Annotated in this window: 12 protein-coding genes; 4 read left to right on the top strand and 8 right to left on the bottom strand. The window is 57.4% G+C overall.

Going from position 1 to position 12,657, the window contains the following annotated elements; translation table 11 throughout:
• Positions 1 to 27: 27 nt before the first annotated feature.
• Both pth and K5845_RS10640 read right to left on the bottom strand, forming a co-directional pair.
• Positions 28 to 771 carry an aminoacyl-tRNA hydrolase gene (gene pth / locus K5845_RS10645; protein WP_287958957.1) on the bottom strand — a complete coding sequence of 248 codons (744 nt, stop codon included), beginning with the start codon at positions 769 to 771 and terminating at the stop codon, positions 28 to 30.
• A gap of 98 nt (positions 772 to 869) precedes the next feature.
• Positions 870 to 1,523, bottom strand: coding sequence for a 50S ribosomal protein L25/general stress protein Ctc (locus K5845_RS10640; RefSeq protein WP_046479237.1), 654 nt, complete (start codon positions 1,521 to 1,523; stop codon positions 870 to 872).
• 257 nt (positions 1,524 to 1,780) lie between these two features.
• Between K5845_RS10640 and K5845_RS10635 the strand changes: the two genes are divergently transcribed.
• Positions 1,781 to 3,364 carry an OmpA family protein gene (locus K5845_RS10635; RefSeq protein ID WP_244512415.1) on the top strand — a complete coding sequence of 528 codons (1,584 nt, stop codon included), beginning with the start codon at positions 1,781 to 1,783 and terminating at the stop codon, positions 3,362 to 3,364.
• 76 nt (positions 3,365 to 3,440) lie between these two features.
• On the opposite strand, the gene K5845_RS10630 is transcribed toward K5845_RS10635, so the two are convergent.
• The 3 genes from K5845_RS10630 to K5845_RS10620 all read right to left on the bottom strand — a co-directional run bounded on the left by K5845_RS10630 (position 3,441) and on the right by K5845_RS10620 (position 7,273).
• The gene (locus K5845_RS10630; protein ID WP_046479236.1) at positions 3,441 to 4,850 is read right to left on the bottom strand and encodes an SLC5/6 family protein; all 1,410 of its coding nucleotides are present in this window, start codon (positions 4,848 to 4,850) and stop codon (positions 3,441 to 3,443) included.
• Positions 4,851 to 5,768: 918 nt separating this feature from the next.
• The gene (locus K5845_RS10625; RefSeq protein ID WP_139165329.1) at positions 5,769 to 6,701 is read right to left on the bottom strand and encodes an AEC family transporter; all 933 of its coding nucleotides are present in this window, start codon (positions 6,699 to 6,701) and stop codon (positions 5,769 to 5,771) included.
• Positions 6,702 to 6,826: 125 nt separating this feature from the next.
• A complete protein-coding gene (locus K5845_RS10620; RefSeq protein ID WP_046479234.1) occupies positions 6,827 to 7,273 on the bottom strand; it encodes a MarR family winged helix-turn-helix transcriptional regulator in 447 nt (148 codons plus the stop codon).
• A gap of 91 nt (positions 7,274 to 7,364) precedes the next feature.
• Between K5845_RS10620 and K5845_RS10615 the strand changes: the two genes are divergently transcribed.
• The 3 genes from K5845_RS10615 to K5845_RS10605 all read left to right on the top strand — a co-directional run bounded on the left by K5845_RS10615 (position 7,365) and on the right by K5845_RS10605 (position 9,296).
• Positions 7,365 to 8,447 carry a WD40/YVTN/BNR-like repeat-containing protein gene (locus K5845_RS10615; protein WP_046479233.1) on the top strand — a complete coding sequence of 361 codons (1,083 nt, stop codon included), beginning with the start codon at positions 7,365 to 7,367 and terminating at the stop codon, positions 8,445 to 8,447.
• A 27-nt stretch (positions 8,448 to 8,474) separates the two neighbouring features.
• Positions 8,475 to 8,786, top strand: a complete 312-nt coding sequence (locus K5845_RS10610) for a MoaD/ThiS family protein (protein WP_052743874.1) — start codon at positions 8,475 to 8,477, stop codon at positions 8,784 to 8,786.
• A gap of 198 nt (positions 8,787 to 8,984) precedes the next feature.
• Positions 8,985 to 9,296 carry a cupin domain-containing protein gene (locus tag K5845_RS10605; RefSeq protein ID WP_287958986.1) on the top strand — a complete coding sequence of 104 codons (312 nt, stop codon included), beginning with the start codon at positions 8,985 to 8,987 and terminating at the stop codon, positions 9,294 to 9,296.
• Between the two features lie 37 nt (positions 9,297 to 9,333).
• Here the strand turns inward: K5845_RS10605 and K5845_RS10600 are convergent, their stop codons facing one another.
• From K5845_RS10600 to pgeF, 3 genes are all read right to left on the bottom strand, one after another.
• The gene (locus tag K5845_RS10600) at positions 9,334 to 10,311 is read right to left on the bottom strand and encodes a ribose-phosphate pyrophosphokinase (RefSeq protein WP_046479231.1); all 978 of its coding nucleotides are present in this window, start codon (positions 10,309 to 10,311) and stop codon (positions 9,334 to 9,336) included.
• Between the two features lie 283 nt (positions 10,312 to 10,594).
• Positions 10,595 to 11,671, bottom strand: coding sequence for a hypothetical protein (locus K5845_RS10595; protein ID WP_287958956.1), 1,077 nt, complete (start codon positions 11,669 to 11,671; stop codon positions 10,595 to 10,597).
• A gap of 199 nt (positions 11,672 to 11,870) precedes the next feature.
• Positions 11,871 to 12,656 (bottom strand): peptidoglycan editing factor PgeF, encoded by a 786-nt coding sequence (gene pgeF / locus K5845_RS10590; protein WP_287958955.1) that lies wholly within the window; start codon positions 12,654 to 12,656, stop codon positions 11,871 to 11,873.
• Position 12,657 lies beyond the last annotated feature (1 nt).

Genomic DNA, 12,657 nt, shown 5'->3' with positions numbered 1-12,657 from the left:
CGGCGCTAAGGGGGGAGCCTTGGAATATCAGCTCCGGTTCGGGTCGCGTCCCTTGAGCCACTTTTGAAGATTTTCCGCAAGCGCGCTCTGCCGCTTTGACATGCGTTCGCCTGAGGGATGCCGTTTAGACGTAGGCCGCTTGAGTTCAGATGCGGCATCTGGAACGTCAGATGGTGAGGGGGCGGCCGCCTTCGAAGCCTCATCGGCCGAAGTGGCGCGCGCGACCTCCGAGAGAAAGCGGGCCTGATCTCCTTTAGCCAGACGGCCAGCGGATTTCGAAATGGCTTCGAGGAGCGGGTCTAGCCAATCCCGGTCAGCAGCAGAGAAATCGTGCAGCACATAGTGCGCGACAAGCTCCTTTTGGCCCGGATGGCCCACGCCGATCCGCACACGCACATAGTCATTGCCAAGATGCGCCGAAATCGAGCGCAATCCGTTGTGTCCGGCATTCCCTCCGCCGGTTTTGACCTTGAGTTTGCCGGGCGCGAGGTCGATTTCGTCGTAAAGCACGACGATGTCTGCTTCTGAAATCTTCAGAAAACGCGCGGCTTCGCCAACAGCTCGCCCGGACTCGTTCATATATGTGTCAGGCTTGAGAATAAGGACGCGCTCGCCTGCAATCGTCCCTTCCGCTACGAGTCCCTTGAAGCGGCGACGAAATGCGCCAAACCCATGGTCCGCAGCAATGCGGTCGACCGCCATGAACCCGACGTTATGGCGGTTGCGCTCATATTTTGCTCCGGGATTGCCGAGGCCGACAAAAAGCTTCATGAGGCCTTCCGATGGCTTGGCGACATCTCATGAGGATCGCCGAAGGAACAGCGCGGAAGCCTTAAGCTCCTGCGCTGTCTCCGAATTCTAGCAGCACATCAGCTCTTCTTTTCAGCAGCAGCAGCAGCCGGTGCAGCAGCTTCCGCCGTAGTGGTAGCTTCTGTGTCTTCCTCTGCCTGCTGCTTACCGCGACCAACCACAGTAGCGACGGTGAAGTCGCGATCGGTGATGGTCGGCACTACGCCTTCAGGCATATTGATCGAAGAAACGTGGATCGAGCGACCGATCGGCACGCCAGCAAGATCGATGATGAAAGCAGCTGGGATCTTGTCGTAGGGGCACCAGACTTCAACGTCGTGGCGCACGATGTTCAAGACACCGCCGCGCTTCAGACCGGGTGATTGCGCTTCATTGATAAAGCGGACCGGTATGAGAACACGGATCAAGCCGTCCTTACCAATGCGCAGAAAGTCGATGTGCACCGGCGTGTCACGCACGGGATCGAGCTGCATGTCGCGTGGAATGACGAGGCGCTCTTCACCGTCGATCTTCAGCTTGAATACCGTCGAGGTGAAATGACCCTTCAGGTATTGCTTCCAGATTTCATTATAGTCGAGGGCGATAGCCTCGGGTGGCTTGTTGTCGCCGTAGATTACGGCGGGAACTCTACCTTCGCGACGAACCTGGCGTGCGGCCCCCTTGCCAACACGCGGGCGCGCCAAGGCATCGAGCTCAACGGTCGATGTAGCCATTAGCTTGCGTCTCCAAATGCTAAGAGGGGCCCTGGATTGGGCCCCAAACACGCTGTGCGGCCTCCAAGGGTGCCGTCACGCGTCTCACACGATTTAAGTGAGAAGACTGGCTTATAACGGCATGGGGACCCCTTGGCAACGCACGATATACAATCGGCAACACGCATTCGCCTTGATTGCAACGGTTTGTTCCGCCATGCGTTGGGCAGGTTCCGCCGGGTATGAACAACTATGCAGCCATTGGAGTGAATAAAATAATGAGCACTACAACACGTGCGAAATACATGGCGTTGGGAGGCGCCATCAGCCTTTCTGTAGCCTGGCCACTGCCAATTCAGGCTGCTGACACAACTGTCCCAGTCTCCAATCCAGTTATTTTGGCGCAGGCAGGAAGCGGTGATGAACCTCATCCACGCGCAAAACAAAACCAAAAGGCTCAGGAAGAAAAGAAAAAGCAGCAGCAACAACGCAAGCAAGAGCAACGGTCTGAACGCAAGGAAAAACGCGAGCAAAAGAAGGACGATCACGCAGAGCGTAAGCGGGAGCGACGCGACGATCGCAAGGAAAACAAAGAACGCAAGCGCGACCAAAAAGCCGAGCGGAAAGAAGATCGCGCACAGCACAAGGAAGAACGACGAGAGGACCGTAAGGACAATCGCGAACAAAAGCGCGAGAACAAGGCCGAGCGCAAAGAGGATCGCGCGCAACGCCAAGAAGAGCGGCGGGATGATCGTCAGGACAATCGCGAACAAAAGCGCGAGAATAAAGCCGAGCGCAAAGAGGATCGTGCACAGCGTAAGGAAGAGCGACGCGACGATCGTCAAGAGAACCGCGAGCGCAATCGTGCCGATCGCAAGGACGATAGACGCGATGAGCGTCGGGAAAAGCGCGAACAGCGGCGCGCGGGACCGAGCGAAGGCCGCAAAGGTCGCGAGGGTAATATCTCGGAAATTCGACGCCAGCGTAAAGAGCGCCGCGAGGGTGGTCGGGTAGTTATTGAAGAACCGGGCAACCGTCGCATAATTCGCGAAGGCCGGCGCACGATTATCCGTCACGATGATGCCGATCGCTTCCGCCGCAATGCACGCAATGTCGATGTCCGCCGGCGCAACGGCGAGCGGATCACCACGATCACACGCCCCAACGGTGTTACAATCATTACCATCGAAGATGAAAACGGTCGCTTGCTGCGACGCGTCCGGCGTGGACGTGACGGCCGCGAAGTTGTGCTTATCGACAACCGTCGCCATCACCGTCACGGGCCGGATCGGCGTGGCGATAACGTGCTCTGGTTCCTTTTAGACCTCACCATGCCGCGGGTGAACATTGAGCGCCGCTACTATGTTGTGGACGCCGATAGGGCCTCGGAAGACGATCTGTATGACACGCTGATTGCACCGCCGGTCGTCGATATCGAGCGTGAATACTCGCTTGATGAGGTGCGCTACAACTATCCGCTGCGCGCCAGAATGCGTTCGGTCAACCTCAACACGGTCAACTTTGAGTTCGGTTCGTGGGAGCTTGATAACGAAGCGCTCGACCACCTGGAAGAGGTTGCGCGGGCGATCAATCGCGCTCTGGATCGGAACCCGAATGAGATCTTCCTGATCGAAGGACACACGGACGCCGTCGGCGAGGATGAAGACAATCTCACATTGTCTGATCGTCGTGCCGAAAGCGTCGCGATTGTCCTGAGCGAAGATTTCGGCATTCCCCCCGAAAACCTGACGACACAGGGATATGGTGAGGAATACTTGCTGGTTGAGACACCAGAACCGGAGCGCAGAAATCGGCGCGTGACCATCCGGCGAATTACGCCTCTTCTAAGCCGGAACCGCTAAACGAACGCGCGCAAGAAGTAATGCAAAGGGCCGGTTCGACCGGCCCTTTTTCGTTCAGTAGAGAGGAACGCGTGGATCAGGTTTCTCCGGCGGTGCGCAGGTCACCGCGCGATCCGCCCATGGCAAGCCCCAGAGCAAACGCGCCGCAGCCAATGATCAACGTCGCGGCCGAAAGGATCAGGAGGACCGAGTATTTGTGTTCGAACCCAGTCAGTGAAGCGACAATATTAGAGTAGCCCGAAGACTCTGTGAAATAGAGCGCAGCCGCAGTCATCGCGGCGAAAAACCCGGTGAGGTAACTCCAGACCGGGACATTATGATACCCGCCCCAGAGCGAGAAAAACACAACTGGCGCAAGGAACATAGAAGCTGTTCCCGATACAGCAACCGCGGCGAACAGGTCCTTGGATCCAAGGAACACCATGATGAGACCGCCGAGCAGGAACAACGCCATGGCCTTGCGTCCATTGGCGAGCGTCGGTCGCGCAAGCCGCATGTCAACAACCGTCAGTTTTGCCGCGCTGGAGTACGTTGAATCGATCGTCGACATGCAAGACACGACCAGCGCAACGTTGAACACGAGCATTGGCCCGTCGCCGATGAGCCGCGTTAGGGTTGGAATAAAGGCCTCTCCTTCGGCCTTTGAGAGGCCGGACCACACGCCGAGGAGGCCGAACGCGAGGATGCATAGGATGGAAATCCAACCGGCATGGTAGAAGCTCGCCATAGTTGTGCGTCGGTCGGCGATGAAGCCCCGATCCATCATAACCGGATCGTGCATTGGGTAGCTCCACACCTGCAGCAAAGCGACCGCCAACAATGCCCAGCCGGGATTGGTCATATCGGCAGAGGAGGCCGTGACTGCTGCAATGTCGAACGTTCCGGTTGACAAAGCGATGCCGGCGAGAAGAGCCAGCGCGATCAGAAATACCGCCATTTGGAATACGTCGGTTCGGATCGAAGCGTTGAGCCCACCCACGAGTGAATAGCCCAGTGTCACGGCGCCGACGAGCAGAATGGAAGCGACATAAGCCACGGACCCGTCGGTTCCGAAGATAAGCCCGATCACCAGCAAATTGGCGAACACTTCTGAGAGCAACCGAACGCCAATAACGAAATTGTACGTGGACGTTCCAACACTGCCGAAGCGGGCTTGGAGAAAGGCCTGCACGCTTTCGAAGCCGTTGCGAAAGCGCAGACTGGAAATGATCCAGGCGCCGGTCAGAAATGACAGGTAATAGGCGGTATAGGAGAGCGCACCCGCAATTCCAAAAGCGTACCCAAGGATTGCCGCGTTGAGAATTGACCGGGCAAAAATCCAGGTTGTGACCTGGGACAGGGTCAGCGCCACGACACCTGGGGTTCTGCCATCAGGATGGTGGCCGCGATAAAAAGAAAGAAATGTCTTCGCTCGCGGACTGAGCCACATGCTGGCAATCGCAACGACAGCAATAACCGCGATAAGCGTAGAGATATTGTCCGGCATGGGCGGCGGCTCCCCGTATGTGTTCGCTCATCGATACACCGTGGGCCGCAAATGCCAACTCCCCCAACTAAGTCATGACGCGAACGTGAGCCAACTAGAAAAGCGCGTGACCTAGCTTGAGCCGTGAGCAAACACTGGGCAATAACGGAAATGGTGTTAGCCATCGATCAGCCGCAATCGAGGCGTCTCAAAATCCGCGCCTGAAGGAGAGATTCGGGCGCTGTTGAGGTCCGGCCGGGGCCGATTGTCGGCGCCGGGACCCGTGGAAACATAAAGCCATGAAAACCTGTGTGAGCCTTTTAGTGGCCAGCTTGCTGGCGGCCGTGCTTCTTGGTGGCTGCGCGGGAGCCGATGCGGATGGTGGACCGCCGCCAGAAATTTCCGATCCAGCCGGAAGATAAGGAGGCAGTCCTTACCTCTTCGGCAGTTGATAAGCGCTTGGCAAGGGAACGAGCACCGCCTCCGGCTTAGCCGCCGGAGGCGAAATTTTTGTCAAGATACTGAATAGTTTGAGGGGCGTGGACCCGCTTGAGGGCCAGACGCCACAGCTCTTTAACGAGCGAGTTTAAGACCGGTCGGGGATTTGGTGTTTGAAGAGCTGGAGCCTGAGGGCGCTTTAATCTTGATGCACTTCGTGCTGCCGCTGCCAGGCTGGGTTGTGTAGTAGCAGAATGTGCAGCGCGTGCCGTCCGGATGGTAGGTGTTTGTACAGACTTTCTTGGCCATTGCAGAGCCTGAAGCCAAGACACCTAAAGCGAGAGCGAGAGTAAAAACGGTGGTCCTCAACATGTCCGTGTCTCCTTTTTCGATCACTTAAACGGCGCGACATTGCGCTGTTGAAGAGTTCGTCGGGGCGACAGCGGAAAAGGTTCAAAAAAATATTCAGCGAAGAGCAAGTTGTTCGATTTGAACTGAAATTCAACGGCCTAGGATCGCGATAAGGCTGGTGAGTGTCACAAGAGAAAGTACTGTTGAAACAACGATAACGGCGTTCGAACGGGCAACGAATGCACCGTATTGTTGCGCGAGAATAAATACAGTCACTCCTGTGGGGACCGCAGCCATAATGACGGCAATCGCGGCCAGCGGTTCTTCCAGCTTAAGCACCCAGTAGGCGAGCCAGAACGTAAGGAGTGGATGCAAAACGAGTTTGGTAAGGACCACCCAGCCAACTTCCACGCGTTCCCCTTTGACCGTCGCGCCGGCCATAAAAAGCCCTGCCGAAAAGAGCGAGCACGGGATGAATGCATCCCCAAGGAGTTGAAAGCCATTTGCAATAGCCTCGGGAATGAAAATCCCAGACCAGGAAACTAAAAGGCCTGCGATGGTTGCAACGATCATGGGGTTTCGAATGAGACCGCGCAACGAAGCTTGGAGAATGCGTCCCCCATCGCGACACTTGTCGGCTTCGGCGATGATGATCGCCAAAGGCATGAGGAGCGCGACGGGCAGAACGACACCGATGATGCCCGGTACGAGTACCGTTTCCCCAAATACAATTAAGACAAGCGGCAGTCCGACATAGCCGGTGCTGGAGAATGTTGCGGCGAGCGCATGCAGCCCGTTGGCAGTCAGGCTCTCAGGAAAAACAGTGCGTGCGATCAGCAAGCTTATGGCGAACATCGCCAGCATGCCGCCCCCTAGAGCACCGAGAAATGGCCAGTTGAAGAACTCGCCGACCGGAACACGCGCGAGCGAGATGAATATCAACGCGGGCAGGGAAACCAGAAAAACAAAACCACTGAGTATCTCGCTGCTACCACGTTTCAGAATGCGAAAACGCTCAAAAAGGTAGCCGGCCAACATTACTCCGAACAGCGGAAGAATGGTGTTCAAGGCGTTGATTGACAATGGATCCACCTATGCGACGGGGCGTCGGGCATAGGTCAGCCGATTAAAGAAAAAGGCTTTGACGATCCCCCGAACTACCACATGAATGACAGCGATTTTTGAGAGCGGCAATTAGATTGCTTCTATTAAGAAAGCTTCAGCAGATCGGCGCACAAACGCTCGGCGTCGCGGTCTTGCAGGAGCTCTGCGGTTGCTTCCTGCGCGGCGCGCCAATGGGGCATCGCAGCAATAAGGGCATCGCGGCCGGCGGCCGTAAGCGTCATCCGACGACTCCGCTTGTCAGTCTCATCGGCGCTCATGTCTACGAGCCCCCGCCGCACAAGCGGCTTGAGGTTGGCGGTTAGAGTTGTGCGGTCCAGCGCGAGTACTGACGCAACGTCCCCCATCGTCGGGGGCTGCGGCCTGTTAAGCGACATCAGTAGCGAGAACTGCCCGCTGGTCAGGTTGACGGGTCTCAGTGCTTCGTCATAGCGGCGCGCCAGCGTTCTTGCTGCACGGCGTACGTGCAGGCAGAGGCACGCATCGCGGACTTCCAAGGTGAGTGAAAACGGCAGGTTATCGATTTTTGACATGAAACAATAATGTTGATATCAACCCAAATTGTCTAGGGCTCTTGGCTGCGGCATTCCGCGATGCCGGCCCTCAACCAACGGGAGCGCGTAAATGGCGAGGAAAGTCCTTATTCTGGCCGGAACCAAGAAGGGAACGTTCATTCTGGAAAGCGACGCGTCGCGGCGCTCATGGGAGCTCCGCGGGCCATTCTGCGATACTTGGCCTATCAACCACGTGATCGCCGATCCCAAGACGGGAACGATCTATGCCGGCGGAGGTAACGAGTGGTTCGGACCTGCAGTCTGGAAATCGACAGACCAGGGAAAAACCTGGACCCATTCGAGCGAGGGGCTCGCTTATAAGGAGGGTGAAGAGCCCGTGAAAGCCGTGTGGAGCCTGGCGATTGGACCCGGTGGGCTGTACGCGGGCGTCGAGCCAGCAGGGTTGTTCCATAGCGCAGATGGAGGCCAGACGTGGACGCATATCGAAGGGCTAAGTAACCATCCTTCTCGCCAAGATTGGCATCCGGGCGGCGGTGGCTTGATTTTGCACTCTCTTGTTCTCCATCCCGAAGACGACAAACAGATCTGGGTTGGGATTTCATCGGCAGGCGTATTCTACACCGCGGATGGTGGTGAGACTTGGCAACCACGCAATAAGGGCACCCGCGCCGACTACCTCCCCGAAGATCAGCGCTACCCTGAACTTGGTCAGTGCGTTCACTCCCTGGTTATGGCCCCAGGGATGCCCAACCGGCTTTATCAGCAAAACCATTGCGGGATGTACCGGAGTGAGAACGGTGGCCAGCAGTGGGAAAGTATCGAGGCGGGATTGCCATCATCGTTTGGATTCCCGGCAGCCGCCCATCCACGCGATCCGGACAGCCTTTTCCTTCTGCCACTGAATGGCGACATCGCCGGACGCTACATGCCGGACGGTAAGGCGGCTGTCTGGCGCACACGCGACAGTGGTGGCACGTGGCAGGCGCTTCGCGATGGTCTCCCGCAAACCAACGCCTTCTTCGGCGTGTTGCGTCAAGCATTGACCACAGATAGCCTCGAACCAGCTGGCGTCTACTTCGGCACTGGCGGTGGAGCACTGTTCGCCAGTGCCGATGAAGGGGATAGCTGGAATTGCCTCTCTGACTATCTCCCCGCCATCCATTCCGTGGAGACGGTCGTCCTCGACGCATAATTAAATTTCGCGAAGAGGCTATGTGAGATGACAAATCCAGGATCATCCCTGACACAGGTTCCTGACGTACCGCCGAGTGTGACGGCGGTACTTGCTCCGGCATTGGTGAACTTGTTCCCAGGAGCACCGCGGCGCGTAGAGTTGCGCGCCGCAACGGTGCGTGACTTGATTGACCAGCTAAACGAGCGCTGGCCAGGAATGCGCGACCGATTGTGTGATTCAACACCCCGCATTCGTCGTCACATCAATGTCTTTGTGCGTGGCGAAAGGGCATTGTTGGACACGCCGTTGACGGAGAATTCCGACGTCTACCTCCTGACCGCAATCTCAGGTGGCTAACGTGTTGATGCGATCAACAACTAGTGCCGACCCCAAGGGACCCTTATGACCGTCGTCACACCGGATCGCATGATAGTGGAAGAAGGATCTGCGGAAAATCCATGCGGTCCAAACCAGACGCTGTGGATCAGTGAAGCGGGAGGTCTTACGCAGTTCGGCGCGTTTATAGAGATATTACCGGCCGGTTCCCGCTGATCGATAAAGCACTGGCACAGCGCCGAGGACGAAATGGTGTTCGTGCTGGAAGGTCAAATCACGCTGGTCGAAGGTGATACGGAAACACTCCTGAAGCCTGGCTATGCCGCAACGTTTCGGGCAGGAGATCCTACCGGGCACTTCCTCGAAAACCGCGGAGAGGCCGCTACGCGTTGCTTGGTCGTAGGGAGCCGTGCACCAGTCGATAAAATAACCTATCCGGATCACGACCGGGTCTGCCATCGCCACAGGTCGCTGCCGAGCGACATTTGGACTGACGGGGCCGGAAACCCCGCATCCAGTCCTTACGGATAGAATCGCCAATTAGCGCGAGGCATCAAAACTGCGTTGCTCAATAGAACAGGCTTGAGACGCTTTCTTCGCGGCTCGTCCGCAGGATTGCCTCACCAATCAAGGCCGCGATCGGAAGAACGCGGATATTGGCGGCCGCCTGAACGGCAGCGGTCGGCAAAATAGAATCCGTAATCACGAGCGATTTGAGCCGCGAATTCTTGATCCGGCTGACGGCGCCGCCAGACAAGACGCCGTGCGTAATGTAGGCCATGACTTCAGTCGCGCCGTGCGCCAATAAAGCTTCAGCTGCGTTACACAGCGTTCCGCCGGAATCGATAATGTCGTCGATGAGGATACAACGCTTACCTTCGACCTCACCGATCACATTCATCACTTCCGACTTGCCGGGGGCCTCACGCCGTTTGTCGCAAATCGCGATCGGAACGTTGATGCGCTTAGCCAGTGCCCGGGCACGCACCACGCCGCCGACGTCAGGCGAAACGACAATGAGGTCATCGGCTTCGTAGTTCTTCTCGATGTCACGCACCATGACCGGTGCCGCGAACAAGTTATCCGTCGGGATGTCGAAGAAACCTTGGATCTGGCCAGCATGCAGATCGAGAGTAAGAACGCGGTCTGCACCGGCCCGTTCAATTAAGTTGGCGACGAGCTTAGCCGAGATCGGCGTGCGCGGACCGGGTTTACGATCCTGACGCGCATAGCCGTAGTAAGGAATGACTGCTGTGACCCGCCGCGCCGATGCGCGCTTCAGGGCATCGATGAGAATCAGGAGTTCCATGAGGTTGTCGTTCGCCGGGAACGACGTCGATTGCACGACAAAGCAATCCTGGCCGCGAACATTCTCCTGGATCTCGACGAAGATTTCCATGTCAGCAAAACGCTTCACCTGCCCCTTGGCCAGGGGCACGTTGAGATAGCTGCTGATACCTTCCGCGAGGGGACGATTGCTGTTGCCGGCGACGAGCTTGAGAGGGAGGCCGTCAGGACGACCACCTGAGTGCGCATCGAAGGACATCACTAGGGCACTCCACGACAATTCGATGACAGGTCTCTAGCAAGCGGCACCCGCTAATGTAAACACCGTGCGAGCAACGAACCCATCGAATAATGAACTTTTTTGAGCAAAGAGTTGAGATACCGTCCGAAACTCGCAACTCGGGCTGCTGTTCACAGAGAAAGAAGCCCGGGAGGTGACTTTCGTCATCCAGCCCGGGCTATCGGTTCGATCGTCAGACGCCTAGCGCTTTATCCGGGGAGGGGGATCTCCGAAATATGTGCCAAGGCCGAGGGCGCCGAACCTAGTTCGTCTTTGTTTGCGGAAGCAGCTTCAGGATGCCCTGTGCGGCTGCTGCAGCTGCTGCGTCTGCGGTCTGCCCCCAAGAGCCATCCAGAGAACCTTCCGGTATCTCGTTCTTCTGGGACACCGTGCCGAGCGTCTTGCCGGCAGGATCCTTGACGCGCCAATCGATTTGAATTGGCTGCTTACCCCCGGTACCGGCGCCGACCTTCACTTTACCTTCGATACGATAGGTCTGAGGCGAAGCGGCACTGGCCAGTGCGACGCCATTGCTGGTGAGCTGCTTCTGCAGCGCATTCGTCAGCGAAACGCTTCCGTCGCCAGGGGCTCCAGTCACACTCGGGACAATCGCACTCACAGCCCCTGCACGGCCAATGCTTCCGGTCGTAGCCGCCGCATTTTGGGGTGTCGCGGATGTCGTTGCTGCTGCAGTCTGCACCATTGCCCCGCCGTTGCTGGCGGTAGCCATGGGCTGGGCACTTGCGTTACCCGCGATTGCAGGAGAATTCGAAGCCTGGCTTGGCAACCAAGTCGCCAGCGAAGTCGCGGTCTTTTCCGAAATCGTCTCTAGGATTTGCGGAGTTACGACTTCCCATGGGTCACGCCCGGAGCCTGCCGGAGCCAGTTCCTCGCCGGTAATGCGGTTAACCCGCTTTCCGGCCGGATCTGTCACGTCCCAAATGTACGAGATTTTGGTGCCGCTCGCTTCACGAGCGGACACGACGTAGCCGCGCAGCGTGTATTGCGATGGCTCGCTCGGAGAGTTGACAACAGCGATCTGCTTACGCTGCATCGCGGTGCCGAGCTGCGCCTGCAATTGTTTAGCTACACCATCAGGTGCGCCAATAACCGGTGCGATGGCAATTTTAGTGCCCTGTGTCGCAGAGGCCGGTGCGGCTTGCTCAGGAGCGACCGCCGTGCCTCCGGCGGTTGAGAATATATCTGTGGCGGTGGTCCCGCAGCCAGCAAGTGCAAAGCCCAAAACCGCAGCAAGGCTCGCCAGCGTAAACGGTCGCCTTGCGCGTTGCGCGCCATCCCTGGTAGCGCGCTGCGCCGCAGCAAAAGTAATGGTCGTCACGACGACGTCCCCCTTTATGATCCACTGATCATCCGGCGGCCGGCGTACAAACCCTGCGGCCTAAAACTCCTATAACCGGTACACATTAGCCACCGATTTAACCTGCACGCCAACATGCCGTCCAGACCCCCGGCGCTCTAACCTGTTCGTACGGCTAATGAACGGGTCGTTACGCACAGTCCAGCTGTGGATAATGCACTTATGCCACGAGAATGGCAGAGATTTGACGCCCGTAGTCAGGTTCACCTCTGTGCGTGGTGCGCCGAAAACTGAAAAATTTCGATTCGTTCTCGTAGGTACACGCAGTGGCCAAGGCAATGGTGCCTACGCCTTGCGCCCCAAGTCTTGAAGCGACATAGCCAAGCAAATCGAAGTAAGGCAGAGGTTGCCCAGGAAATCTCCGGAAAAAACGAAGGTTGTCGTCTTGGGTGGATGTGAAATTTGCTTCGAAGTCATCGCCTACTTCATAGTTATTCTGGTGAATGCACGGTCCAATCGCCGCGATTATTCGATCGCGTTGGGCGCCAACCTCTTCCATTTTAGCGACCGTCGCCTCGAGAATGCCTCCAACGGCGCCACGCCAGCCCGCGTGGGCTGCCGCGACAACCCGCGATTGTGGGTCCGCGAAGAGGACCGGGGTGCAGTCGGCGGTCAAAATTCCAATCGCAAGGCCCGGCACAGACGTCACGAGTGCATCAGCTTGCGGCATGTCTTCCGGTGCAAGGACCTGATCAACAATGACGGCTTCGGCGGAGTGGACTTGATATGGTGTCAGAACATGCGAATGGGTGGCACCAAGATGCGCAGCAACGCGAGATCTGTTCTCAGCAACAGCCTCACGGTCGTCACGTGAGCCGAAGCCGCAGTTGAGACTGGCGTAGAGCCCCTCTGAAACACCGCCGTCCCGCGTAAAGAAGCCGTGACGAATACCGGCGACGTCGTCCAGCGTATCTGCGGTCAATGGGGTCAGCATGTCGAGGTCCATG

This window comes from Filomicrobium sp. (assembly GCF_025698805.1).
Classification (GTDB): domain Bacteria; phylum Pseudomonadota; class Alphaproteobacteria; order Rhizobiales; family Hyphomicrobiaceae; genus Filomicrobium; species Filomicrobium insigne.
The sequence above is the reverse complement of the archived record's forward strand: the minus strand, read 5'-3'. Positions and strand labels throughout refer to the sequence as shown.

Excerpts from the sequence above, each read along its gene's own strand:
- K5845_RS10620 (WP_046479234.1), bottom strand. The coding sequence starts at position 7,273 with ATGTCAAAAATCGATAACCTGCCGTTTTCACTCACCTTGGAAGTCCGC.
- K5845_RS10640 (WP_046479237.1), bottom strand. The coding sequence starts at position 1,523 with ATGGCTACATCGACCGTTGAGCTCGATGCCTTGGCGCGCCCGCGTGTT.
- pgeF (WP_287958955.1), bottom strand. The coding sequence starts at position 12,656 with ATGGACCTCGACATGCTGACCCCATTGACCGCAGATACGCTGGACGAC.
- K5845_RS10630 (WP_046479236.1), bottom strand. The coding sequence starts at position 4,850 with ATGCCGGACAATATCTCTACGCTTATCGCGGTTATTGCTGTCGTTGCG.
- pth (WP_287958957.1), bottom strand. The coding sequence starts at position 771 with ATGAAGCTTTTTGTCGGCCTCGGCAATCCCGGAGCAAAATATGAGCGC.
- K5845_RS10635 (WP_244512415.1), top strand. The coding sequence starts at position 1,781 with ATGAGCACTACAACACGTGCGAAATACATGGCGTTGGGAGGCGCCATC.
- K5845_RS10600 (WP_046479231.1), bottom strand. The coding sequence starts at position 10,311 with ATGTCCTTCGATGCGCACTCAGGTGGTCGTCCTGACGGCCTCCCTCTC.
- K5845_RS10610 (WP_052743874.1), top strand. The coding sequence starts at position 8,475 with ATGACAAATCCAGGATCATCCCTGACACAGGTTCCTGACGTACCGCCG.
- K5845_RS10615 (WP_046479233.1), top strand. The coding sequence starts at position 7,365 with ATGGCGAGGAAAGTCCTTATTCTGGCCGGAACCAAGAAGGGAACGTTC.